Genomic DNA, 24,061 nt, shown 5'->3' with positions numbered 1-24,061 from the left:
CTTTCTTCAAGCGGGGACGGGATTCAGGCGGTGCTGGCGCACCGGGTGGCGTGTCGGCTGCAGTGCCATTTCAGATGTCGCCGCATACCCGCCTGGAGGTCGACGCGGGCTCGCCAGCCAAAGACGTCCCTGGCGAGCGTGGAATCCGCCAACGTCCCTGGAGCGTCGCCATCAGCGGCCGGCGCCGGCCGAGTAGGGACCGGGCGGCCGGTGAGCTGTTCGGCGACGCGCAGCACCTCACTGACACTGGTCGCCGCGCCCGCGCCGACGTTGAACGCGCCACTAGCGTGGGAGCGTCCGGCCGCGAGCGTCGCGTCGACGACGTCGTCGATGTAGGTGAAGTCGCGTCGTTGCTCACCGGAGCCGTAGACGGTCAGCGGTGTGCCTTCGAGCGCGGCCGACAGCACACGGCCGATGAGCATGTCGGGGCGTTGCCCGGGCCCATACACGGTGAAGTAACGCAGGGCGGCGACCGTCGTCGGGCTGTCGGCCCGCCCGGCGTGCGCCAGCGCGAGTGCTTCGGTGGCCAGCTTGGTGACGCCGTAAGGTGATAGCGGTCGCGTGGCGGCGTTCTCGGTGCTGGGCCGGCCGTCGGTACGGCCGTACACGCTCGAGGACGACGCGACCACCACTCGAGGAACGCGCGCGTGGATCGCCGCGTTCATGACTCGTTGCGTGGCGATGACATTGCAGGACGCGTACTCATCGAACGCCGCACCCCACGAGGGGCGAACACCGGGTACAGCGGCGAGGTGAAACACGACGTCCGCACCGTTCAACACCGGCTCCCATCCCGGCGTCAGGAGGTCAACGTGGTGAAAGCTGAACCGCGATTGGCCGCATCCCTCTGCCAAGTTGCGTCGCGCCACCAGATCGCTGGCCGGATGGCGCCGGTCGAGGCCACACACGTCGGCCCCTTCGGCCAAGAGCCGGGCGGTGAGGTGCCCGCCAATGAATCCCGCCGCTCCGGTGACCACAGCACGTATCGAGCTGTCCGCTAAGGCGCGGAAAGCGCGCGCGGCATGCGGCATATCGTGAACCTCCGAGAACTGGTCGTGGCATGGGGACGGCGGAGCGGTGGGCGGTCGGGGGGGAGGGGCGCGCCACCGCCCCGCCGTCGGTCAGGGGTGGCGGGCCGGAATGAGGTGGGCGAGGCTGTGCGAGCCGGTGGCATCGGTGTCGAACGCGGTGACTTCGCCGGGTGGCTGACGCAGGTCGGCGTAGTCGCCCCACTGGCAGTCCTCGTTCGTGGAGAACATGGTCCGGGCGAGGCTGGTTTCCCACACCAGCACGAGTACGTTCGGGTCGTCTGCGATTTCGAACGTGCCGACCCAGGACAGCGCAGAGTCAGGTACCTCGACCCCGGCTTGATTCCGAACGTGCTCGAGCAGAGATCGCTTCACTGGTGCCGAATCAACGGGGCCTCCGGGCAGCACCCAGGTTCGGTCTTCGGAACGGACGACGGCGACGTGAGCCTCGCCGCTCGTGTCTTCGTGGGCGTGGATAACGAGGTGGGCGCGGATACGCCAGTGGCCATCAGCTGGCATGGGGTAGTCGGTGGCGTTCATGGTTCTCCGAAGTGAGCGGTGTGGTGGGGGCGATGGGAGTAGCGGTCGCGGTCAGGAACGCGGTGTTGGCGGCGATCACTGACCGCCATAGCCGCGCTGGGTGTGCGTCGAGGCGGACCGCGGTGCGCAGCCAGGTATGAACACGGTGCGCGTAGGCGTCCCACAGCCAACTCGCGATCGCGGTGAGATCAGGTGCGAGCCCTCTGGCCGCGTGCCACGCCTCGATCAGAGGGCCAGGCCAGTCACCGGCACTCGGCGTCGTTGGACCCGATGGAGCGGTTTGGGCGCGGGTGTATGCGGCGTGGGTTAGCGCGGTGTCGAGGACCTCGTGGCCGTTGACGTTGCCTGGTACGAGGTCGGTGATCCACGGCGGGACCGCGTGAGCGGACACAGCGCGCGCAAGTCGCGCCGTGGCGAGCGCAGTCTGCAGAAGTCCGATCCCGCGGTCGCGGTCGACGAGGTCTCCGACGTCGTAGGCGAGCTGAGCCATATCGACGCTCGGGGTACGCGATGGGCCCTGATCCACGTCCATGCCGGCGAGGCGTGCGGCCGTCAGGACGGCGAGCCCGTGCCCACCGGGCGTGTCAAGCCGCCAGCGTGGGTTGAGCGCGATCTGAACCGCACGGGGCGAGAGCACCAGCGTGCGCACCTGGGGATCTACCAGCGTGAGCCCGAGGCCAGGAGCCATCAGCGGCCGAAGGGCATGGGCAGCGAACATCCGCTGCCACCACGGTCGCGCCACCGGACTGCACACCACGCCAGGCAGTCTCTGCTCGCACAATGTTGTGATCGCGGTGGCCAGCGGAAACTGGCCAACGGAAGCGGCCTCGCCGGTGGGCGTGTCGGCGTCGGCGACGATGACCAGACCCGCCTCGAGATGCAGGGCGTGCCGGAAACCTCGCGCCACGGCCGCGCCCCACCCGGCTTGCGGAAGAGCGACGACGTGCCGGGCGCAGCTCGTCGACGAGTACAGCAACGCCTCACGCGCACGGGTGTCGGTGGGGTCGCTGGTGTCCACGAGCACGGTGCGCACAGGCGTGCGTTCGCCGACGGCCGCGTGCACGGCGTCTTCGGACTGGCGGGCCACCTCGTCGACATAGCGGTAAGTCGCGCCCGGGATGATGATCACCACTGGCGATCCCAACGACCCTGTCTCGGGCGCGGAGTATCCCTCGCCGGACGCAACAAGGTTGGAGGCGTTCACGATGACTGCTCCGACGTCGACGGTTCAGGTTCGGGCAGTTCCAGCAGAGCGGTTACACACTCGTCGAGCGCGCCACGGCGTCGCCAAGTGACGCGCTCGCCGGTGCGATCGACGTGGGTGCGCCAGGCGAGGCAGTCGCCGGTGACGGGAATCTCGAGGGTGTCGACCGCGTCCGCGGTGTCGTAACTGCGCAGAAGTAATCCCTGCGTCGGCGAACCAATGAAGGACCAGCCGAGCGAGATCAGACGATCGACCTGCTGGTGCGTCTCGTCAGCGCTGTGCCCAGTCATGCGGGTCCTATCGAGGCCAGCAGTGAGTGAGGGACCGCATGACCCCTTCGGGTGGACCCGTGGGTGCGGCTGTGTGCACCGTTGTGTGCGACATGTGTGCCGAGGGGTAGAGCATCGCAGGCATGCCTGTGGTGCGAGCGCTGTCGCAACAGGTGCGCGGTCGCGGATCGGCAGGAGCGTCTCACGATGTCCCCTTGTGTTTTCAAGGAATCCCCGTGCGGAGGGGAGAGCGCCAGGTCGGCGCAGCGGCCGTGTGTCGCCACTCGCAGGGCGCTCGCCGATCAGTGAAGCGGCAAGCTGCGGGCTGGACCAGAGCACAATGGCTGCATGAATGCTGCACGGTTGCTGCGCGCGGAGAGATGACCTGCGAAGATGCGACCGAGATTCGCTGGAATGACGGTGAGAGGGGCTGCAGGTGCCAGACAAGCGCACAGCGCTGGTGCGCCGGCGCCGGGCGATGGGGTTGACTCAGGAGCAGCTCGCTGCGGCCGTCGGTATGGGCACCGACCGGTCGACGGTTTATCGATGGGAGTCCGGACAGACCACGCCACCTGCACGTAAACAGCCCCGCCTTGCTCAGGTGCTGCGTATGTCGGTGGCGGACCTCATCGATGTATTGAGTCCGAATGCCCAGTCCGGTCCGGCGAACGAGAACATGCCGGGCGTGGCTCCGCCGCAGAGCAAGGCCGAGGACCGGTGGTCTTCGTCGGAACTCGCGGCACCGCGGGAACGCACTGCGGATATCGTGCCCTCGCAGATCCCCGCACTACGTCGCGTGTTGTCCACGCGGGACTTCCCGGCAGACGGGCCGATTCGGTCGCTCGAGCAGCTACGACCGGTCGTTGCGTCCATCGTGGACAAGCGACTTCGAGCGAACTATGGTGCGCTCGCCATCGAGGTACCCGTCCTGTTGACCGAGCTGTACCGCGCTGTCGCGGCGAGCTCTGGTGACCAGCGTCGGCGCTACGCGCAGTTGCTCGTCCAGGTCTATCGCGGGGCCGATGCCCTTGCTGACAAGTATGGCTATTACGACTTGTCAGCCCACATCATCGGCCTACTCGGCGACGCAGCCGTGTTGACCGGCGACGAACTCATTCACGCCAGCGGATCGTATGTGCGTGGCGAGGTGTTCTTTGCTTCCGGTGACCTTGCCGCGGGCCGCACCATGCTGGTTCACGCCGCCGATCGTATGTCGCCGTCAGAGTCAGAAACGGCAGCGGCGACCTATGGAAGCTTGCACATGCGTGCCGCCGTGCTCGCCGCGCGCGGGGGACAAGCAGTCGACGCCCGCGCACACATCGACGAGGCCATGCACGTCGCTCAGCGGGTCAACGAAGGCGTCCACTTGGGGACCGTGTTCGGCCCGACCTCGGTGCGCATTCACCAGCTGTCACTGGCTGTAGAACTGGGTGACGTCGGAGCTGCGCTGCGTACCGCCACGGGATGGCAGCCTTCCCATGATCTGCCTGCTGAGCGTCGGTCCCACTTCTACATCGACCTGGCCCGCGCCTACCACCTCGCAGGCCAGTCACAGCAAACACTGGATGCCCTGCACACGGCTCAGTCGGTCGCTCCAGAGCACGTCCGTGCCCACCCCCAAGTACGTGCGATCGTTACCCAGTTGCACCTGACACACGGCCGCGCCCTCCAACACGGTCTCCACGGGCTCCCCTGACAGCAGGAGGGCAGCGCACACGGATCGTCAACCGCGCCCCGTCCTTCCGCTGATCAGCGCGGGAAGCTCCGTGAGCGAGTCGATGACCCATTCCGCGTCGCGCTGCACAGCGGGATCGCCCGACCACAGGTAGCCCCACGGTCCGCGGCGAATGAGCACTGGCTTCAGGCCGGCCCTGCGGGCGGGGACTACGTCGTTGTCACGATGATCGCCGACGTACAGCACCCCATCCGGGTCTCCTGGAGCGAGGTCGGCCACCTTGGCAAAGAAGCCGGGGTCAGGCTTGGCGACGCCCCATTGTCCGGATGTCGCGATCGCGTCAACCGGCAGGCTCAACGCTCGGAGTAAGCCCGCAGCCTTGGACGTCTGGTTACCGGCGACCCCCACCCACAAGCCCGCGTCGCGTAGGTCTGTCAGGGCTGGCCGGACGTCGTCGTAGAGATCGTCTTCATCGATCTGCTCACCCGCGCCTGCGTCCTCGCGGCGTTGACGTTCGACATCGAGGTTGAATCCCGGCTGCAGGACCTCGAAGGTCATCGCGTTGTTGTGCCCCGCCGCCGTGACGGCCCCCAACACTGCAGAGAAGGTGTGCCGCGGGACACCCATCCAGTCAGCCCAGGCTCCGAACTCACGTGTGTCGTCGAGCAGCGTCTCGCCGACATCGAACACCACCGAATGGATCACTACAGGCCCCGTTCTCACGTCTCCACGGCAGTCGGTCGAGACGTTACGCGGACACCGCGAACCAACTTCCAACCGCACCTTGACCAGGCGCATGGCTCGGTGGGCGTTGCGACGACCGGGATTGGTTGACCTTGACCTCATCTGATCTGCCGCGCCTTACTCAGTCGACGAGATAGTGGGCTTCGATACAGGAAACGGTGGAGTTGTACCGCTCGCCCACCGGTTTCAACTGGTATCGGCGGAAGACTGCAGCGGTGGCGCGGCGGACGCCGCGGTTGCGAGCATCGGCATTCTGCATCGCAGCTGCATGCGCGGCGTTGACCTGCGGCGATTGTGCAGCCGCGACCGCTACAATCGACCGGGTCAGGTGGGGTCATGGCCCGTAGGTTGTGATGTCGCGAGACGTCCTTGGCGAAGGCACTTGGGGTGGGCATGGCACGTCAGCGACGTGGTTTGGCCGCGCGCCGTGCTGGGCTGGGTTATACCCAGGAGCGGTTCGCAGAAGCGCTTGGAGTCGAGCGGAGCACCGTCTGGCGCTGGGAGACCGGCGCCGTCGTCCCCCTTCCTGAGCAGCGCCCCCGTCTGCGGACGGCGCTTGAGCTAACGCCCGCCGAACTCGATGAGCTTCTGCGTGAGACTGACGCTCAACATTGGTCCCCCACTGTCCAGGAGCCAACGGACCGAACCGCGTCGTCCTGGGATGACCCGGACGAAGTGTTGCTGCAGCTTCACGAGCTGCAGGATTCGAACATCGGTGACGGGCAGCTGCGGCTTCTGGAAGACCAGGTGCATCGCATCATCGCCGAGTACGAGCAACGCGGCCCGTCGGAATTGGGCCCACCCACGGCGCGGCTGCGGCGGCAGGTTCACCAACTGTTGAGCGGCCGTCAGCTCCTGCGAACCCGCTGCCAACTACACCGCGTGGCGGCGCAGCTTGCCGGGCTACTGGGCTACATGGCCATCAACACTGGCCGATTCCGGCTTGCCAGCGCGTACTGTGCGGAAGCCCTGCACCTCGCCACCGAAATCGAGGACATCGACCTGCAGGTGTGGGTATGGGGCACACGATCACTAGGCGCGTACTACCAAGCCGACTACGCCCGCGCCCACGCCGACGCAGCACGGGGCCACGCGTTGGCGCCCAACAGCCCCCAAAGCATTCGCCTCCTGGCCAACGGTGAGGCTCGAGCTCTCGGTCAGCTCGGCGACCGCGCCGGTGCCGACGCGGCCGTTGAACGAGCCCTGGCACTGCTCGATCGGTATGACATCGACCCCGAACTTACGCCGTGCATCTCCTTCGAGCCATACGGTTACGCCCGGGTGGCCGCGAACGCAGCGACCGCCTACGTCCCGCTGGGCGATACCCCGCGCGTGCTGCACTACACCGGCGACATCGACCCGGCCGTCGAACACGCGGATTCCGACTGGAGCCGGGCATTGGTCCGGCTCGACATCGCCACGGCCGTGCTCCGACAGCAAGACGCAGACCTGGAGCAGGCTCTTGCGCTGGGACGGGAAGCGCTGCGGGTGTGCGCGGATCAACCGATCCGGTCGGTCTGGCAGCGGGCCACCACCTTGCACGGACTCACCCAGCGCTGGGCCAACGAACCGCAGGTCCTCGAGTTCACCGACCAACTCCGCATCTGGCGCGATCGTCCCGAGGTTCAGGCCATCTCCGGTTCAACCGGTTGAGGGCTGCTACTCGGAGACAGGTAGGTGTGTACCGCATGGGCACCTCGTACAGCTCGACCTTCCCGACCAGGCCGCCAAACGACCCCGACGACCCCGCCAGCGTCGCCCGCAACGATCAAACTGCGTTCGAGCAGATCGACCAGATGCTGTGTCACTGGGACCGGCCCCATCGGCGCTCGTATCACTGGATGGTCACCCTGGAGCACGAGCCTCACGTCGTTGAGCTGAGCCAGCGGTGCCAGGCGGTCCTTCCGGAGCGCGGCCTGGATCTCATCCCGCCGGAGAGCCTGCATCTGACCGTGCGACGTTTCGGGTACGTCGACGACGTACCCGCCGGCACGCTCGACACCGCGGTTTCCACCGTCCGCGAACACTGCCGGACGGCAAGACCCTTCGACCTCCACCTACTCCCTCTGGCCGGTTCCCCCGGCGCACTTCGCTTCAGCGTTGCCCCATGGTCTCCGCTGCTGTCCTTACACCGAGCAGTGTCCGCGGCCTCCGGCTATGACGACGTCGACCCGCTGACCCAGTACCGCCCGCACGTGGGCATTGCCTACAGCAACCAGGTGCAGCCGCCCGGTCCGTTCATCGCCGCCGCCCGCAAGGCCCGGTCACTACCGTCAACCGCGATCACCATCGCCGAGCTACGGCTGGTCGAGCTGTACCGGACCGACCACCAGTACCGATGGCATGTGCTCGAACGCCTCCCGCTAGCCGCGGCGTCGTGAACTGGCAAACATCGGCCCCGGCATCAACACCGACTATCCGAGTGGACGAACGGTCTGTTCCAGCCGTGGGTGGTCGGAGCGACCCGGTCCTGCTGGGCGTCAGCGTTGCGTGTCGATCAGTATCCCGTGTCGAGCTCGTCGTGAAGGTCCTGGTCGAGCCGCTGACGCCAGTCCGTGGATGACGTGGGGCGAGTCGAAGCGCGGACGCTCGTCACGGTCCAGTTCAGTCCGGTCGCGGTGTCGTGTGATTGCCCCGCCATGGCCTTCTCGACATGGCGCCGGATGGCCAACACGTCGGTGTGCTGCGCGTGCCCGATCTCGCGAACGGCGCGGCGCACGTGCCGGTCGAGCAGGTCGATGCCGTTCTCGGGTCCGGTGGCGAGCAGGAGGTACGAGTCGGCGACGCCCCACTCGACCTGCAACGTGAGCCAGCGTTCGTGCGACGCGCTCTCGGGTAACGGGATCTCGATCGAGTCGGTGCGCCACCGCATGTCGAGCAGGTAGTAGCGAGGCCGTCGCGACTGCGCCGTCCGGGCGTCCTCGGTGGCCCTGACGAGTCGGAGGTGTCCCGCATCGCGCCTCAACGCCTGGCAGGCGCTCGCGGCGATGCGGCTCCGGTAGACCGCCCGCACCGGCCACGCCTGGGGCAGTGCTTCAGGCATATCCCCACCACCCGACACACGAGGTGGCCGTGTCGGCCTGCGGGACCGCCCCCTCGGCGCCTGTCCCGCCGCGCCGGTCCGGCACGCTGTCGAGATAGCAGGTGGTCAGAGCGGTATCGGCTTCCAGGCCCGGGAAATGCAGCCACGCCTGGCCATGGAAGTCCTCGGTAGCCACGGTGGCCCGGGCGCACCGCGCGGCGGGCACGAGGGGAACACGGCACGGCTCGACGATCCGAGACCAGACCGTCTCGCTCATGATGAGCGCCGCACCGAACCGTTCGCCGGTCGCATCACGCCGGCACCAGTGAGCGACCACGTCGCAGAACGCCCTGGCCGACAGAAGCCGAGTCAAGGTGATGTAGGTCCGGTGGTACCGACCGTTCTCGTGCATCGGACCCACATGCACTGCCACACGCGCCCGGATCGGGAATCGCGCATGGCGATTACGGGTGCGCAGGAGGTGGTCGAGATAGAACACCACCTCGGTCAGCGCGGCCAGGTGGCGTTCGGGGTAGGCGACCATGACCCCGTCACCGGTTTCGCGGAAGTGCCGTGCCTGCCCACTGTCCAGCCCTACCGAGCCGAGCGCGTGGTCCAGGAGCTGTTCCAGCTCGGACTTCATCGGGTCGAGAAGGTCGTCGGGCACCCTCGACGACCCGACCATGTCCACGGCAAACACGGCGTGCGACTGCGCCTCGTACCTGGCGCACGACAACAGCGCCATCAGATCCCATCCCTCCGTGTCGTAATGATCACGGAACGGAGTGTGGGACCGCCGGAACGGATTTTCGGTTCGCCGCTGAACGCATCAGGCACTTGATGCGGCCGATTCCCGGTTCGGATATCACCCGGCATCAACCGTCAGCCGCGAACGTTCACCGGTGAACGTTCAGACCGGCGCATGCGTGGTCCCCTGAAGATCATGGGAACGATCGGGCGCCGGATGGTCGATGGTGAGCACAAGCTCGCGATCACCGTGGAACACCACTTCTCGCTCGCAGAGACCGTCGAGGCCGTGATGGTGCTCAAACCAGCCCTGCGTCCCGGAAACGGACGGCACGTCCGTCCCCTGCAGACCTCCGAGGTGCGTCAGGCTCTGCACCACGCGGCCCGCCATCGAACCGGCCGGCCGCATCCGGTGTTACTGGCCTATGAGGACGAACCCGCGGGCGGCGAACTCCACCAGCTCGCCGACTGGATACGACGAGAGCTGGTGAGGCTCGGCCTGTTCACCGGTTCCGGCCACCCGCACGACACGTGGCCGGAGCCGACAACGACCAACGACTCCACACGCGGGAAAGGCTAGCCTGAACGCTCATGGTGGGTGGCACGCAACAACCCCGGCCCGGAACGCTCCTGGACCTGCTCGGCGAGCCGCTCCGCGGCGAACTGGGCAGTCTGGGCATCTCGACACGGTTCTCCCGCGGGGAACGGCTCATCCACGTCGGCGACCCCGGCGAATGGGTCATGCTCGTGACCTCCGGCGTCGCCCAGGTCGTGGGTGAGGACGCCAACGGTGCCACCGTGATCCTCGACGTCGCCGCTGCCGGCGACCTTATCGGCGAGGCCGCGGTACTGGACCCGGCCCACCCACAGCGCATGGCCAGCGTCGTCGCCATGAGCACCGTCGTCGTGCGCCGCATCCCGGCACCGGAATTCCGAGCGTTCCTCGACAAGCACTCCGAGGCCGCCATCGGGCTGCTCGTGATCGCCAACCGCCGCATGCGTATCGCCCAGCACCAGCGCACCGTGACCCAAACCCGGGTCAGCTTCCAGCACATCGCCGAACGCCTCGACTACCTGCTCGACACCTGCGGCTACCGCACCGAACACGGCTGGGCCTTCACCGTCCCCTGGACCCGCGAAGACCTCGCCGACTTCATCCCCACCGGGCGCACCACCCTCATCACCAAACTGACCCGGTTCGAAGAACAAGGCATCATCGCCCGCGCCCGCAAATTCATCACGGTCGCCGACCGCGCCCGACTCACCGCCGTGGCACAAGGCCGAACCACCCTCGACTGAACCTTCCACGCCTGGCCGGCGGCATCACAGAGTGGGCCGACAGCGCCACAGCACCTGTGCACCGCACGTGTGCGCTCTCACCGGACGACTCGTAGACGCGGTGTTCGGTTGACTCCGGAGTCACTCCGGTAGTTACCCTGCCGTTACGTGCGACTACAGGGGGAGAAATGGACGGACCGGGCTATCACGTCGATGTCGACACGCTCGAACAAGCCGGAACCGCAGTGCAGAAGGCCGTCGAGGCACAGGACAACTTCGAACTGCGCAGTTTGACCGGCGAGCCGGAAATGTACGGTGACGAGCCGCTGCGGAACGCGCTCATGGACGTGTGCGTCCGGTGGAGCGATCGGATCGACGAGCTCGTAGACGACGCCGAGGAGATCGGCCAGGCCTTGAAGGCCTCGGCCCAGGCCTACCGAGAGGCCGAGCAGCAGGCCAAGGGCGCGCTGCCCGACGACCCGGCTGTGGACGTGGCCGATGGCTGAACTGGGCGAGACCGCCAACCCGCGAGCGCTAATCCAGGGCAACCCCGAAGCGATCGACAAGAACGTCCAGATCCTCAATTCGCGCGGCAAGCAGGCCGTCAACGCCGCGATCGGACTGCGAGCGATCGACACGGGCGCATGGACCGGACCAGCAGCGAATGCCTTCCGTGACGAGTTCTCCTACGAACCGACCAGGTGGTACGAGGCCGGTGACTCGTTGACCTACGCAGGCGAGGTCCTCGGGCTCTATGCCGGAACACTGCGCTGGGCACAGGGCCAAGCGCGCGAGGCCATCGAACTGTGGAAGCAGGCGCAGCAGCAGACCGCGAAAGCCCAGGCCAAACACGATCAAGCAGTCGCCGACGCCACCCACCAGAACCAGGCCAACGCCGCCGCCGGCAACCCGACGTGCATCACCGTCGAACCGTTCTCCGACCCCGGCGAATCGACCCGACAGGCAGCCCGCGACACCCTCAACCGGGCACGCCACCAACTCAAACAGGTCGCCGACGACACCGCGCAAGCCCTCCGCAGCATCACCCCGGCCGAAGAGGAAACCACCCTCAGCGCAATGGGCCACGGCGCCCTCGACCTCGCCGGCCTCATCCCAGGCATCGGCGAACTCGCCGACGGCACCAACGCCGCCTGGTACGCCGGGCAAGGCCGCTACACCGAAGCCGCCATCTCCGGAGCCGCCGCCGTCCCCTTCGCCGGATGGGCCGCCACCGCCGGCAAGGCCGCGGACAAGGCCACCGACATCGCCAAAGCCGCAGGACACGCACCCGCGAAGTTCGGCCACGCCACCCACACCAACTACCGCAAAACCTTCTTCGAAAAGCACCCCGACCTCGAAGGCAAGGTCGTCGTCCACCACGCCGTCGAGCAACAAGCACTCAAGAAGTACCCCGATTCGGGAATCTCCGCGGCCGAGATGCACTCATACGAGAACCTGCGCGGAATACCCAAAGAAGCTAACGCACAACTTCACCTGAGAAGCATCAGGAAGGAGTGGAATGAGTTCTACAAGGATCATCCCAACGCCTCCACCGAAGAGCTACTGGACTTCGCTACGCACATCGACAACAAGTACGGCAACCAGTTCAACCCACCCGTAAGGTAGCGACATGGCATACCACCTCCTGAGTCCCGACGTGGCGGGCGAGCTCGGCGACGGGACCGTGCTCGACACGTCCACGCATCCTCCGGTCGTTCACCAGCTCGAGTACGTCATCAGCGCGTGGTTCGGATCGGACCTCCTCGAATCCTTCCCCTGTTTCGTCGTATCCGCCGAGCTGGGGAAAGCACTCCAAGAATCAGGTTTCGGATCATTCGAACTCGCCGATATGCAACTTACCGTGACACCCGAAGCCGAAGAGCTCCGGCAAGGTATGGACGTTCGCGAATTACCGGAGTTCGTCTGGCTGAAAATCTTCGGACAGGCAGGCGTAGATGATATCGGCGTCGACCGACGGGCATCGTTGGTCGTCTCCGACCGCGCCCTCGAGCTCCTTCGCCGCTTCGACCTCGACGGCTGCGACATCGAGGACTACCAGGGAACCTGACGATCGTTGCCTACTACGCCTTGCGCCCTGCCGCTATCGGCGAGCTCGGAGAGAACCTCGTCATGGACCCGAGCGTGCATCCACCACGCGTTGAGCACGCACATCTGGAGCTCGACGGCTGGCTCGGCGACGAACTGATCGAACGATACCCTTGCTTGTTCGTCACCGACGACCTCGCCGCGACTCTCTCCACCAGCACACTCGGCCGGTATAGGCTGCACACCGCCGAGGTGACCACGGTCGACGAGGACCTGCGAGACGACGAGCGCGCGGCCATCCGACCACTCCGCTGGTTCGTCGTCACCGGAACGGCCGGCGAGGACGATATCGGCCTCACCGCCACCGGACGACTGGTGGTGTCCGATCGAGCACTCACCCTCCTGCAGCAGCACAACATCGACCACTGCGACATCCTCGAGTACCACCTCGCATAACGCTCGGAGGCGCCGTGCGGTAGGTGTGATGTGACATGAACACGTGATGGGCGATGATGCCTGTGTGAGCACCGGATGCCGCGGACCACGCATCACCTGTTCAGAGGATGCGCGGGGCTCACGCTGAGCACGGAGCAGGCATCGTCGAGTAAGGAGCCTTGTGAGCAACCTCGGTAGCTTCATCTGGTCGATCGCCGACCAACTTCGCGGCCCGTACCGCCCCAACCAGTACGGCAACGTGATCCTCCCGCTCACCATCCTGCGGCGCCTCGACTGCATCCTCGAACCCGACCGCGACACGGTCCGCAAGCTAGCAGCGAAGTACGACAACCCGAACCGGCTCCAGGTCGAGGTCAAGAAGGCCACCGGCAGACCCTTCTACAACACCTCGAACTACTCGTTCGCCAACCTTCTGGCCGATGCCGACGGGTTGGCCGACAACCTTGCCGACTACATCGACCGGTTCTCCCCCGACGTCGACGTATTCGAGTACTTCGACTTCAAGAAGGAGATCCTCGCCCTCGACAAGGCCGACCTGCTGCGGGAGGTCATCACCGAGTTCAAGCGCATAGACCTGCATCCGAACGCGGTGTCGAACGCCGACATGGGTGATGCGTTCGAGTACATCATCCGCAAGTTCAACGAGGCGGCGAACGAGACCTCGGGTGACCACTACACCCCGCGGGACGCGATCCGCCTGCTGGTCGACCTCCTGTTCGCCGAGAAGGACGCAGACCTAACCGAAGCCGATATCGTCCGCACGCTCTACGACCCCACCGCGGGCACCGGCGGCATGCTCGCCCTGGCCGAGGAACATCTGCTCGGCCAGAACCCGGACGCGAAGCTGCGCCTGTACGGCCAGGAGTACAACCCGCAGTCGTACGCGATCTGCAAGTCCGACCTGCTCGCCAAGGGCCACGACGCGACCAACATCGCCTTCGGCAACACCCTGACCGAGGACGCGTTCCGGGGCCGCCAGTTCGACTTCTGCATGTCCAATCCGCCGTACGGCGTCGACTGGAAACAGTACGCCAAAGCGATCAAGAAGGAGCACGACGAAGCCGGCCCCTACGGCCGGTTCGCCCCTGGCCTGCCGTCGACTTCGGACGGGCAGATGCTCTTCCTGCTCCATCTCGCCCACAAGATGCGGGCACCAGAAGACGGTGGCGGCCGAGCCGGGATCGTCATGAACGGCTCACCGCTCTTCAACGGCAAGGCCGCGGATCCCAAGAAGCCGAACGAGTCGAGCATTCGTCAGTGGTTACTGGAGAACGACCTCGTCGACGCGATCATCGCGCTGCCGACCAGCATGTTCTTCAATACCGGTATCGCCACCTACATCTGGATCCTCGACAACACCAAGTACCCCGACCGCAAAGGCACCGTCCAGCTCATCGATGGCTCGGGGTTCTGGACCAAGATGCGCAAGAACCTCGGTGACAAGGGACGTGAGATCAGCGACGGCGACCGCGCCAAGATCGTGCAGCTCTACACCGACTACACCGACGCCGACCCCGAAACGTCGAAGATCCTGCGCACCGACGAGTTCGGCTACTGGACCGTCACTGTCGAACGGCCACTCCTCGACGACGACGGCAACCCGGTCGTCGACCGCAAGGGCGAGCCGAAGCCTGACACCAAGAAGCGCGACACTGAGAACGTGCCCTTCACCTACGGCGGGTCCACCGCTGGTGACGACGGGCGTGCCGAGGTCATCCGAGCGTATTTCGACGCCGAGGTGATGCCGCACGTCCCCGATGCCTGGATCGACTGGAGCAAGATCAAGGTCGGCTACGAGATCCCGTTCACCCGGCACTTCTACAAGTACGTGCCGCCCCGCCCCCTCGCCGAGATCGACGCTGACCTGGAGAAACAGGTCGCGAAGATCCTTGACCTGCTGCGGGAGGTTGAGCAGTGACGCGATTCGGACACGCGATGGAGAAGGTCGACGAGCGCATCCCGGGTATTGATCTCCCGCTGATGTCGGTCTCTCAGACCCGCGGCGTCGTCCGGCGCCGTGAGCTGACGGATGCCCCTCAGCGAGCAGAGTCGCTCGACGCGTACAAGGTCTGCCGACGAAACGACATCGTCTTCAACAAGATGAGCATTCGCGCTGGCGCTATGGGTGTCGCTGCGGAAGACGGTCTCGTCACGTACCACTACGAAGTCATGCGAACGCGGGAAGGAACAGACCCGAACTTCATCGCTTATCTGATGAAGTCGTCCTGGTTCACCGAGGAACTGATCAAGCGCGAGCGGGGAATTGGCGCAGGAGACCAAGCCAACGTCCGGACAACCGAGGTCCCGTTCTCGGTTCTGAAGACGATCGACGCGCACATCCCGTCATACGCCGAACAACGTGCCATCGCCGACTACCTCGACCGCGAGACCGCCCGCATCGACACCCTCATCGAGGAGCAGCAACGCCTGATCGCGATGCTCCACGAGCGTCACCGGGCGACGGTCGAAGACGCAGTATCCACGGTCGCCACGAGTGGGGCGCGGCTGAAACACATCGTTCGATCGGTCCGTCAGGGGTGGAGCCCACAGTGCTACGCGTGGCCAGCGGATGGTGTCGATACGTGGGCGGTTCTCAAGACCGGAGCGGCCAATGGCGGTCGTTTCCGTCCAATGGAGAACAAGGAGTTGCCAGAAGACGAGTCCCCCCGCCCGACCGCCGTCGTCATGCGAGGCGATCTCATCGTGTCGCGCGCAAACACCCGCGACCTCGTCGGCAGCGCAGCTGTGGTCGACGGTGACTTCCCCCGGCTCATGCTCCCTGACAAGCTCTACGCCTTCTCACTCGATACGAGGCGAGCCGACCCGCGATTCGTAGCGGCCGTACTCGGAAGCCGCCGATGGCGTGCTCTGATCGAATTGGAGGCGACCGGCGCAAGTCAGTCGATGCTGAACATTAGCCAGTCCGACATTGTGAACCTCCCGATGCAGCTACCTCCCCTACATAAGCAGCAGCGGATTGTCGCCCGCCTGGACGACGAAACCGCGAAGATCGACACACTGATCGCCGAGACGGAGCAGTTCATCGAGCTGGCGCGAGAGCGCCGCTCGGCCTTGATCACCGCGGCCGTCACGGGCCAGATCGATGTGCGGGAGGCGGCGTGATGGCCGATCACAACGAGGTCGTCTTCGAGTCGGAGATCTGCGAGCACCTCGCGGCGAACGGGTGGCTGTACTCGGCCGACGACACCGGCTATGACCGGGAGCGGGCGCTGTTTCCCGAGGATCTGTTCGCCTGGCTCGAGGAGACCCAGCAGGCGGCGTACGAGAAGGCGATGCGAGCTGCTGGGTCCGAGGGCAAGTTCCTCGATGTGCTGACCGCGACGCTCGACAAGCCGCTGGAACATGGTGGCGGGATGCTGAACACCCTGCGCGATGGGGTGTCATACATCGGCGGTGGCCGGTTGAAGATGGCGCAGTTCCGCCCCGAGACGAGCCTGAACGCCACCACCAACGCGCAGTACGCCGCGATGCGGGTGAGGGTGATGCGGCAGGTGCACTTCTCCACCGCTGACCAGCGCAGCATCGATCTGGTCTTCTTCGTCAACGGGCTTCCGGTTGCCACGGCCGAGCTGAAGACCGACTTCACTCAGTCGCTCGATGAGGCGATTAACCAGTACCGCAAGGACCGCCAGCCCATGACCAACGGCAGGCGCGAGCCGTTGCTGTCGTTCGGGCACCGGGCGCTGGTGCACTTCGCCGTGTCCAACGACCTGGCTGCGATGACCACGAAGCTGGAGGGCGAGAAGACCCACTTCCTGCCGTTCAACACCGGCCACGACGACGGCGCTGCCGGTAACCCGCCCGGCGAGGCCGGCAAGTCGGCCACGGCGTACCTGTGGGAGCGGGTGTGGGAGAAGCACGCCTGGCTGCACATCATCGGCAAGCTGATGATCGTGGAGACCAAGCAGGAGTGGGACGTCACGACCGGCACGTCGGTGCGGCGCACGAATCTGCTCTTCCCACGGTTCCACCAGTGGGAAGCTGTGACGGAGCTCGTCAAGGCCGTACGGGACGAAGGAGTCGGGCACCGCTACCTGATCGAGCACTCGGCCGGGTCCGGGAAGACGAACACCATCGCCTGGACCGCCCACCGCCTCGCGCGGATGCACGTCAGCGACGAGAAGGTCTTCGACTCGGTGATCGTGGTCGTGGACCGCACCGTGCTCGACGGACAGCTGCAGGATGCGATCCGGCAGGTCAACGAGAACAAGAACATCGTGGCCACGATCAGCCCCGAAGACGTGCGCAAGGCCGGGGCGAAGTCGAAGTCTGGGTTGCTGGCGAGTGCGTTGAAGAACGGTGAGCTGATCATCGCTGTGACGGTGCAGACGTTCCCGTTCGCGCTCAACGAGATCCGCGCGGACGCCTCGTTGAAGGGGCGGCGGTTCGCGGTGATCGCGGATGAGGCTCACTCCTCGCAGGCCGGGCAGATGTCCTCCCAGCTCAAGGCCGTCCTCACGGCGGAGCAGGTGCAGGAGATCGAGGACGGTGGCGAGATCGACGTCGAGTCGATCCTGGCCTCGGAGATGACCGAGCGGGCCGAGTCGCAGAACATCTCGTACTTCGCGTTCACCGCGACCCCGAAGAACAAGACGCTGGAGCTGTTCGGCCGCAAGGGCGCTGACGGTAAGCCCGTCGAGTTCCACCTGTATTCGATGCGGCAGGCGATCGAGGAGGGCTACATCCTCGACGTGCTCAAGGGCTACCAGTCCTATGAGACCGCGGCCAAGATCGCCGGTCAGCTCGAGAACGGCGACGGTGACGTCGTCGTGGAGGAGGCCGCGGCGCGGAAGGGGATGATGCGGTGGGTGAAGCTGCACCCGACCAACATCAGCCGGAAAGTGGAGATCATTGTCGAGCACTTCCACGCCAACGTTGCCGAGCTGCTGGAGGGCAGGGCGAAGGCGATGGTCGTGACCGACTCGCGCAAGGCCGCGGTCAAGTACAAGAAGGCCATCGATGCCTACATCGCGAAGCGAGCCGCCCTCGACGACTCCTACACCTACCGCACGTTGGTGGCCTTCTCCGGCACGGTGACTCTGGACGAGCACGAAGAGTGGACCACCGACTGGGGACCGCAACCGACCAAGGACGACGAGTTCACCGAGGCCAACCTGAACCCTGGCGCCGGCTCGGACCTGGCCGCCACGTTCAAGGGCGAGACGTACTCGATCATGCTGGTGGCCAACAAGTTCCAGACCGGGTTCGACCAGCCGCTGCTGTCGGCGATGTACGTCGACAAGAAACTCCCCGGGCTGACCGCCGTGCAGACGCTCTCCCGGCTGAACCGCACCCACCGAACGCCGGGTGGGGAGCAGAAACGGAAGACCTTCGTCCTCGACTTCGTCAACAAGCCCGAGGACATCCGAGCCGCGTTCGAGCCCTACTTCACCAACGCGACGCTGGAAACCGAGACCGACCCATACGTTGTCTTCCACCTCGCCAGGAAACTCGCCCAGCCCGGGATCTTTACACCCGAGCAGGTGCGCGAGGTCGCGAAACTGTGGCTGGAGCGCAAGGGAAACAGCGCGCTCTCTGCGGCGATCAGCCCGGCGAAGAACGAGTTCGCCCGCCGCTACGCCGCGGCGATCGAGGCCGAGGACGAACTCACCCGCAACGAACTCGACCTGTTCCGCAAGGACGTCTCCACATTCGTCCGGCTCTACGACTTCATGAGCCAGATCGTCAACTACGGCGACGAGTACATGGAGATGCTGTCGATCTTCCTACGGCTCCTGGAGAAGGTCATCAAGGATTCGTCCTGGACCGCAGACGTCGACCTCTCCGACGTGGTCCTCGTCGGCGTCAAACACACCAAGAAGACCGCAGTCGACATCTCGCTGACCGGCGACGGCGAGTTGAAGGGCATCAGCGCCGCCGGAACCGGTACACGGAAAGACCCGAAGTACGTCGCACTCCAGATCGTCATCGACAAAATGAACGACCTATTCGGAGCCGAGTCGTTCGCCCAATCGCAGATCCGCGAGTTCGCCCTGGGCCTGCTCGAGCGACTACTCGCCTACCCGGAGCTGGTCAACCAGACCAAGGTCAACTCGAAGAAGCAGTTCATGGAGTCACAGGACTTCCACACCGCCGTCACCGAAGCGATCGTCGACAACCAAGGCGCCCACAACACCATGGCCGACTACTTCTTCAGCGACGGTCCCGCCATCGACGACATCAAAACGGAGCTCGCCAACGCCTTCTACGAAGCCGCCCTCGAAGAGAACGAGGATCGACCGGGGTAGTAGGTCAGCGATGCCGGAGCAGTCGACCAAGCCAGGACCGCCGCACCTCAGTCGACGAATCGACGTCACCGGGCGTCTCGTAACGCCGCCGGTCGCCCTCCGACGGTGCGGCCGGTTGTTGACGTGACTCCCTCAACTCGGCCGCGGCGACGTCGCGTCGTTTGCGGGCGTCGGGCGGCTTGGCCACGGTGATGCCAGCAGTGGTCAGCATGTCCAGGTTGAGATGCCAGTTCCGGGCCGACCGTCGCCGCCAGGTCTCTTTCGCCCTGTCGACGTGCGCCTGTCCCTGACGGACAGTCATACCGGTGACTGCGATCAGGTGATCGAAGGCCTCCCGATCCAGGCCACGAACCTCAGCCAACCCGAAGTGAGTCGTGCGGTGGCAGTCCGAGCAGAGGATGATCAACCTGCGTAGCGTCTGCGTGGTCGTCGCGTTGTCGTAAGCCCACCGTTCATGAGCTTCGAGCCAACGCTTGACCCGCCGATCTTCCCGTCGATCGCACACTTCACATCGATGGTTGGCGCGCGCCAGCATCATGCGGCGCAGACGCTCCCAGTCGCGCTCGGCGACGCAGTACCGAACGTTGGTGAACCAGCACGAGCTAGGCACAAGATCGACGAACAGCCCGGAGCCGAAACTCCGGTCCTCACCAGGAAGCAAGGTGGGTACGTCCGGCTGCGCCGCCCACTGCTCAAGCTCCACCATGCCCGGCCGAGGTGCATACCAGCGCTTCGCCTCCGGATCCCAACGAGCTCCGGCAGCCTTGGCTGCGTCCTTCTCGCCGAACGGAACGTCCAGCCAAATCGGCTCAGCCCTCACCGACACCTCCCCACATCAACAGCCACGCCACAGCATGCCGACCCCGACCGACAGAAACCGTCACGATGCGCACCGCATCACTCGATCGTCGGAGCGGGCACCAGGCCACAGGTGTATGGAGCGCTCCGGTGGAATCCGGCGACATCGACACGCAACCAGCCGCCACTAACCGCACCACCCGTACGTGGCGCGATGGACCACGGGCGCATCGTTCCGGGACGAAGCCGCGAACCGCTCCCGGAGCAACTCAGCCCCGAATTGATCTTGCTTTCGGCACAGCAGAGCAATCGGAGACGTAACGGAGCTCTCCGGCCCACCCCGGTGATCAACAACATGACCTTGAAAAGCAAGAAACCCGCTGGTGACAGCGGGTTTCTTGGTTGCGCGCCTGTAGGGATTCGAACCCCAAACCTTCTGATCCGTAGTCAGATGCTCTATCCGTTGAGCTACAGGCGCATCGTATTCAATTGTACCCGACGGCTTGTCGGGTCCGACGCCCGGGGTGAACCGAGTGTCAGCGGAGGCTGCGGGATTTGAACCCGCGAGGGAGGGTCACTCCCAACCGCATTAGCAGTGCGGCGCCATAGACCGGACTAGGCGAAGCCTCCCAGGTCGGTCGCGACCACTGCCGTCATAGTCTACGCATGCCCCGTACCGAACCTCCAGCCACCCCCCTTTCGCGTGCACGACCGCACCGCGGCAGCCCTGACCTGCGTGATCATTGCCCACCCTGGGTCGGCTCGCGCATATCCGCAGGCGGGTGCGGCGTCGGACCCTCGCCCCACACACGTGGCGGCCCGCCTCGCCGAAGCCGCCGAACAGCAGCGACCACGGCGAGACCCTCACCGCCACGACCACGGCACTGCAGGACACGCGCGAGTGCACAGTCGTACGACAGTGCAGGTACCAACCGGGCGCAGAACACGCGGGTCCGAACGCAGAACACGCGGGAGGACGACACGCGCGTCAGCACGCCGGCGGTGCGGTAGCCGTCGCTCCCAGGACACGACACGCACCCCAAAGGCGCAACACACGCCCCGGAATCCGCAACACGGCCACCGGAACCCGCAACACGCTCCCCGGAACCTGCAACACGGGCCCCGGGATCCGCAACACGCGGGGGTCAGGGGCGTTCGGCGTACTCCACGAAGGCCGTCAACGCGTCCGGGTTGGCCAGGGCGTCGCGGGAGACGGCGCGGTCCGGGTCGGCACCGGAGAGGATCTTCTTGACCGGAACCTCGCACTTCTTGCCGTTCAGTGTCCGGGGCACGGCGTCGACCACCACGAACCGGTCGGGCACGTGCCTCGGCGACAGCGCGGCGCGCAGCTGTTTCCGCAGGTCCGGCTCCAAATCCTCCAGTGCGACACCCTCCGCGAGCACGAGGAAGCACACCAGTTCTCCCTCGTCGCCCGCCGCCGACGTGTCGATGACCAGCGAGTCCACGACCGCGTCGTAGCTCTCGACGACCCGGTAGAACTCCGCCGTGCCCATCCGCACGCCGCCGCGGTTGAGCGTCGAGTCGCTGCGGCCGTAGATGACCGCCGAGCCGCGCCTGGTGATCTTGATCCAGTCACCGTGCCGCCACACGCCGGGGAAGTCCTCGAAGTACGCCTCGCGCAGCCTGCTGCCGTCGGGGTCGTTCCAGAACATCACCGGCATCGACGGCATCGGCCTGGTGACCACGAGTTCGCCCACCTCGTCGACGACCGCGCGCCCGCTGTCGTCGTAGGCGTGCACCGCCGCACCCAGACTCCGGCACGACAGCTCACCCAGCCACACCGGCACGTCCGGCGCCGACCCGACGAACGCCGTGCACAGGTCCGTACCACCGGACACCGAACAGATCTGCACGTGCGGCCCGATGGCCTCGGCGATCCACCGGAAGCCCTCCTCCGACAGCGGAGCGCCCGTCGACCCGATCGCCCGCAGCGACGACAGGTCCAGGTCCTCGGCCGGTTTCAGATGCGCCTTCAGGCAACTCTGCACGAACAGCGCCGACGTGCCGAACACCGTCACGCCGTGCCGCGCCGACAGCCGCCACAGCGCGCCCAGATCGGGATGGCCGGGGCTGCCGTCGTACAGCACCACGGTCGAGCCGACGAGCAGGCCGGAGATGAGGAAGTTCCACATCATCCAGCCGGTCGTGGTGAACCAGAAGAACCGCTCGCCCGGACCCAGGTCCTGCTGCAGCGCGAGCGCCTTCAGATGTTCGAGGGTGATGCCGCCGTGGCCCTGCACGATGCCCTTGGGCAGGCCGGTCGTGCCGGACGAGTACAGGATCCACAGCGGATGGTCGAACTCGACGGCGTCGAACGCGAGCTCGGCTCCGGCATGCGCGGCGAGCAGGTCGTCCCAGCCGCGGGCACCCGGCATCGTGCCGCCGCCCTCGTAGTCGATCAGCACCGTCGCGCCCAGACCCGGCAACTGGCCGACGAGTTCGTCGACGGTGGGGCGGATGTCGAAGGCACGCCCGTTGTAGCGGTAGCCGTTGACCGCAAACAGCACCTTCGGCTCGATCTGCGTGAACCGGTCCGCGACCGCGCGCACCCCGAAGTCCGGCGAGCACGACGACCAGATCGCGCCCAAACTCGCCGCGGCCAGGAACGCCACGAGGGTCTCAGGGCAGTTCGGAGCCAGGGCCACCACGCGGTCGCCCTTGCCGACACCCAGTTCCTTCAGACCCGCGCGCGCCGCCGCCACCTGGCCGCGCAGCTCGCCGAACGTCAGCCGCCGCTCGAGGCCGTCCTCCCGCGCGAAGATCACCGCGACGTCGTCGTCCGCCTTCGCCGCGCCCGCGACACCGCCGGTCAGCGCGTGCTCGGCGTAGTTCAGCGTGCCGCCCGCGAACCACGTCGCACCCGGCATCACCGGTTCCGAGAGCACCCTGCCGGGTTGGTCGTGCCAGATCACGCCGAGGTACTCGGCGACGGCCGACCAGAAATCACCGAGGGAGGTCGTCGAGAACTCGTGCAGCTGCGCGTAGTTCCTCGTCGTGACGCCGCGCTCGTCGGCCAGCCACCGGCGGAAATCCGCCACCCGCGTGCGCTCGACCTGCTCCGGCGACGGCGTCCACAGGACCTCGGGGATGCCGGTCTCGGCAGACGTGTTGCCCTCTGATGTGCGAGTGCCTCGTGATGTGCGCGTACCTTCCGCTGCGCCCGTGCTCGTGGCGTCGCTGCCCTGCGTGCTCATGCCCGCGACCTTAGGTCAGATCGTCGACCATTTCCTCCGCCATGACCCGCAATCTCGCCACATCCGCGGGCGTCACGGTCACCCAGTCACCCAGCTTGCGCAGTGCGTAACGGCCGTGCTCGGTATCGACCCAGTTCACGGTGCCCTGCGTGCGCCCGCGGGTGCGTGAGGTCGCACCGACGTACCCGCCTGCGCGCCTGCCCTCGATCGCGCGCAGGAACATCGACGCCTGCGACGACCGCACCCCGGCTTCGGCCAGCGCGTCGAGGAACCCGCTCGCGCCCTCGTGGTCCCCTGCCCGGCACGCGCGCCGATAATCCGCATACCCGACGTTCGCGGGCGCTCCCGGGCCCGCTTCGACGTCCGGCAACGCCTCGAACATCGTCGGTACGAGCTCAGCCGGCCGCACCGGACCGATGAGCACCTCCTGCCCCGACGTGCCCGCCGTCACCGCGCCGCGCTCGCCGACGGCGCCGTACGAGCGGAACGAGGTGTCGGCTCCCGAGGCACTCAGGTCCACCGACACGTCCGGTGTGGCCAACGTGCGCAGCAGGTCGGCGAGGTCACGGGCCGGCGACCGCACCGTGCCCAGTCCGCGATCCGCGAGCGACTCGTCGGCCAGCGCGATCAACTCGGCGCGGAAGGACTCCGTGGCCCCGACCCGCGGCACGCCGAGCACGGGCGGCAGCTCGCCGAGTTCCAGCGTCCGCCACACCAGGTAGAACTCGCCCGGGTGGAGCGTGATCCATCCGGAAGCCTCGTCACGCACC

23 protein-coding genes and 2 tRNA genes are annotated in these 24,061 nt (G+C 66.2%); 12 read left to right on the top strand and 13 right to left on the bottom strand.

Annotated features, from left to right (window positions below; genetic code table 11):
• Window positions 1–23 precede the first annotated feature (23 nt).
• From LY12_RS17225 to LY12_RS17210, 4 genes are all read right to left on the bottom strand, one after another.
• A complete protein-coding gene (locus LY12_RS17225; RefSeq protein ID WP_253857967.1) occupies window positions 24–1,031 on the bottom strand; it encodes an NAD-dependent epimerase/dehydratase family protein in 1,008 nt (335 codons plus the stop codon).
• Between the two features lie 90 nt (window positions 1,032–1,121).
• Window positions 1,122–1,568, bottom strand: a complete 447-nt coding sequence (locus tag LY12_RS17220; protein ID WP_253857965.1) for a hypothetical protein — start codon at window positions 1,566–1,568, stop codon at window positions 1,122–1,124.
• Complete coding sequence (locus LY12_RS17215) at window positions 1,537–2,700, bottom strand: hypothetical protein (protein ID WP_253857963.1); 1,164 nt, start codon at window positions 2,698–2,700, stop codon at window positions 1,537–1,539. The genes LY12_RS17220 and LY12_RS17215 overlap by 32 nt, the downstream gene beginning before the upstream one ends.
• Window positions 2,701–2,768: 68 nt before the next feature.
• A complete protein-coding gene (locus tag LY12_RS17210; protein WP_253857961.1) occupies window positions 2,769–3,062 on the bottom strand; it encodes a hypothetical protein in 294 nt (97 codons plus the stop codon).
• A gap of 415 nt (window positions 3,063–3,477) precedes the next feature.
• Between LY12_RS17210 and LY12_RS17205 the strand changes: the two genes are divergently transcribed.
• Entirely contained in the window at window positions 3,478–4,737 is a 1,260-nt protein-coding gene (locus LY12_RS17205) for a helix-turn-helix domain-containing protein (protein WP_253857959.1), read from the top strand.
• Window positions 4,738–4,764: 27 nt separating this feature from the next.
• On the opposite strand, the gene LY12_RS17200 is transcribed toward LY12_RS17205, so the two are convergent.
• On the bottom strand, window positions 4,765–5,421 hold the full coding sequence (locus tag LY12_RS17200) for an HAD family hydrolase (protein WP_253857957.1): 657 nt from the start codon (window positions 5,419–5,421) through the stop codon (window positions 4,765–4,767).
• Window positions 5,422–5,581: 160 nt separating this feature from the next.
• Window positions 5,582–5,719, bottom strand: coding sequence for a hypothetical protein (locus tag LY12_RS17195; protein ID WP_253857955.1), 138 nt, complete (start codon window positions 5,717–5,719; stop codon window positions 5,582–5,584).
• A 134-nt stretch (window positions 5,720–5,853) separates the two neighbouring features.
• On the opposite strand from LY12_RS17195, the gene LY12_RS17190 reads away from it, so the two are divergent.
• Both LY12_RS17190 and LY12_RS17185 read left to right on the top strand, forming a co-directional pair.
• On the top strand, window positions 5,854–7,113 hold the full coding sequence (locus LY12_RS17190) for a helix-turn-helix domain-containing protein (protein ID WP_253857953.1): 1,260 nt from the start codon (window positions 5,854–5,856) through the stop codon (window positions 7,111–7,113).
• Between the two features lie 35 nt (window positions 7,114–7,148).
• The gene (locus LY12_RS17185) at window positions 7,149–7,841 is read left to right on the top strand and encodes a 2'-5' RNA ligase family protein (protein ID WP_253857952.1); all 693 of its coding nucleotides are present in this window, start codon (window positions 7,149–7,151) and stop codon (window positions 7,839–7,841) included.
• A gap of 116 nt (window positions 7,842–7,957) precedes the next feature.
• Here LY12_RS17185 and LY12_RS17180 read toward each other — a convergent pair whose 3' ends face one another.
• On the bottom strand, window positions 7,958–8,503 hold the full coding sequence (locus LY12_RS17180) for a hypothetical protein (RefSeq protein WP_253857950.1): 546 nt from the start codon (window positions 8,501–8,503) through the stop codon (window positions 7,958–7,960).
• Window positions 8,496–9,227 (bottom strand): hypothetical protein, encoded by a 732-nt coding sequence (locus tag LY12_RS17175; protein WP_253857949.1) that lies wholly within the window; start codon window positions 9,225–9,227, stop codon window positions 8,496–8,498. Before LY12_RS17175 ends, LY12_RS17180 begins: the two co-directional genes overlap by 8 nt.
• Before the next feature lie 198 nt (window positions 9,228–9,425).
• On the opposite strand from LY12_RS17175, the gene LY12_RS17170 reads away from it, so the two are divergent.
• The 9 genes from LY12_RS17170 to LY12_RS17130 all read left to right on the top strand — a co-directional run bounded on the left by LY12_RS17170 (window position 9,426) and on the right by LY12_RS17130 (window position 19,278).
• Window positions 9,426–9,809: a hypothetical protein gene (locus LY12_RS17170; RefSeq protein ID WP_253857947.1), complete on the top strand. Its 384-nt coding sequence runs from the start codon at window positions 9,426–9,428 to the stop codon at window positions 9,807–9,809.
• Window positions 9,810–9,820: 11 nt separating this feature from the next.
• A complete protein-coding gene (locus LY12_RS17165; protein WP_253857945.1) occupies window positions 9,821–10,528 on the top strand; it encodes a Crp/Fnr family transcriptional regulator in 708 nt (235 codons plus the stop codon).
• A gap of 167 nt (window positions 10,529–10,695) precedes the next feature.
• Window positions 10,696–11,013, top strand: coding sequence for a WXG100 family type VII secretion target (locus LY12_RS17160; RefSeq protein WP_183786469.1), 318 nt, complete (start codon window positions 10,696–10,698; stop codon window positions 11,011–11,013).
• A complete protein-coding gene (locus tag LY12_RS17155) occupies window positions 11,006–12,133 on the top strand; it encodes a putative T7SS-secreted protein (protein WP_253857943.1) in 1,128 nt (375 codons plus the stop codon). The genes LY12_RS17160 and LY12_RS17155 overlap by 8 nt, the downstream gene beginning before the upstream one ends.
• Before the next feature lie 4 nt (window positions 12,134–12,137).
• A complete protein-coding gene (locus LY12_RS17150; RefSeq protein ID WP_253857941.1) occupies window positions 12,138–12,575 on the top strand; it encodes a hypothetical protein in 438 nt (145 codons plus the stop codon).
• A gap of 74 nt (window positions 12,576–12,649) precedes the next feature.
• A complete protein-coding gene (locus tag LY12_RS17145; RefSeq protein WP_253857939.1) occupies window positions 12,650–13,009 on the top strand; it encodes a hypothetical protein in 360 nt (119 codons plus the stop codon).
• A gap of 160 nt (window positions 13,010–13,169) precedes the next feature.
• The gene (locus LY12_RS17140) at window positions 13,170–14,927 is read left to right on the top strand and encodes a type I restriction-modification system subunit M (RefSeq protein WP_253857937.1); all 1,758 of its coding nucleotides are present in this window, start codon (window positions 13,170–13,172) and stop codon (window positions 14,925–14,927) included.
• 17 nt (window positions 14,928–14,944) lie between these two features.
• Window positions 14,945–16,132: a restriction endonuclease subunit S gene (locus tag LY12_RS17135; RefSeq protein ID WP_253857935.1), complete on the top strand. Its 1,188-nt coding sequence runs from the start codon at window positions 14,945–14,947 to the stop codon at window positions 16,130–16,132.
• Window positions 16,132–19,278 (top strand): type I restriction endonuclease subunit R, encoded by a 3,147-nt coding sequence (locus LY12_RS17130; protein WP_253857933.1) that lies wholly within the window; start codon window positions 16,132–16,134, stop codon window positions 19,276–19,278. The genes LY12_RS17135 and LY12_RS17130 overlap by 1 nt, the downstream gene beginning before the upstream one ends.
• Before the next feature lie 4 nt (window positions 19,279–19,282).
• Here LY12_RS17130 and LY12_RS17125 read toward each other — a convergent pair whose 3' ends face one another.
• From LY12_RS17125 to LY12_RS17105, 5 genes are all read right to left on the bottom strand, one after another.
• The gene (locus LY12_RS17125; protein WP_253857931.1) at window positions 19,283–20,098 is read right to left on the bottom strand and encodes a DUF5710 domain-containing protein; all 816 of its coding nucleotides are present in this window, start codon (window positions 20,096–20,098) and stop codon (window positions 19,283–19,285) included.
• A gap of 383 nt (window positions 20,099–20,481) precedes the next feature.
• Window positions 20,482–20,554: transfer RNA gene (locus LY12_RS17120), tRNA-Arg, on the bottom strand.
• 62 nt (window positions 20,555–20,616) lie between these two features.
• A tRNA-Ser gene (locus LY12_RS17115) sits at window positions 20,617–20,706 on the bottom strand.
• Window positions 20,707–21,221: 515 nt separating this feature from the next.
• Complete coding sequence (locus LY12_RS17110; RefSeq protein ID WP_253857929.1) at window positions 21,222–23,291, bottom strand: acetoacetate--CoA ligase; 2,070 nt, start codon at window positions 23,289–23,291, stop codon at window positions 21,222–21,224.
• Window positions 23,292–23,301: 10 nt separating this feature from the next.
• On the bottom strand, window positions 23,302–24,060 hold the full coding sequence (locus LY12_RS17105; RefSeq protein ID WP_253857927.1) for an ESX secretion-associated protein EspG: 759 nt from the start codon (window positions 24,058–24,060) through the stop codon (window positions 23,302–23,304).
• Between the last annotated feature and the right edge of the window lies 1 nt (window position 24,061).

It is taken from the genome of Prauserella alba (assembly GCF_024171735.1).
Classification (GTDB): domain Bacteria; phylum Actinomycetota; class Actinomycetes; order Mycobacteriales; family Pseudonocardiaceae; genus Prauserella; species Prauserella alba.
The sequence above is the reverse complement of the archived record's forward strand: the minus strand, read 5'-3'. Positions and strand labels throughout refer to the sequence as shown.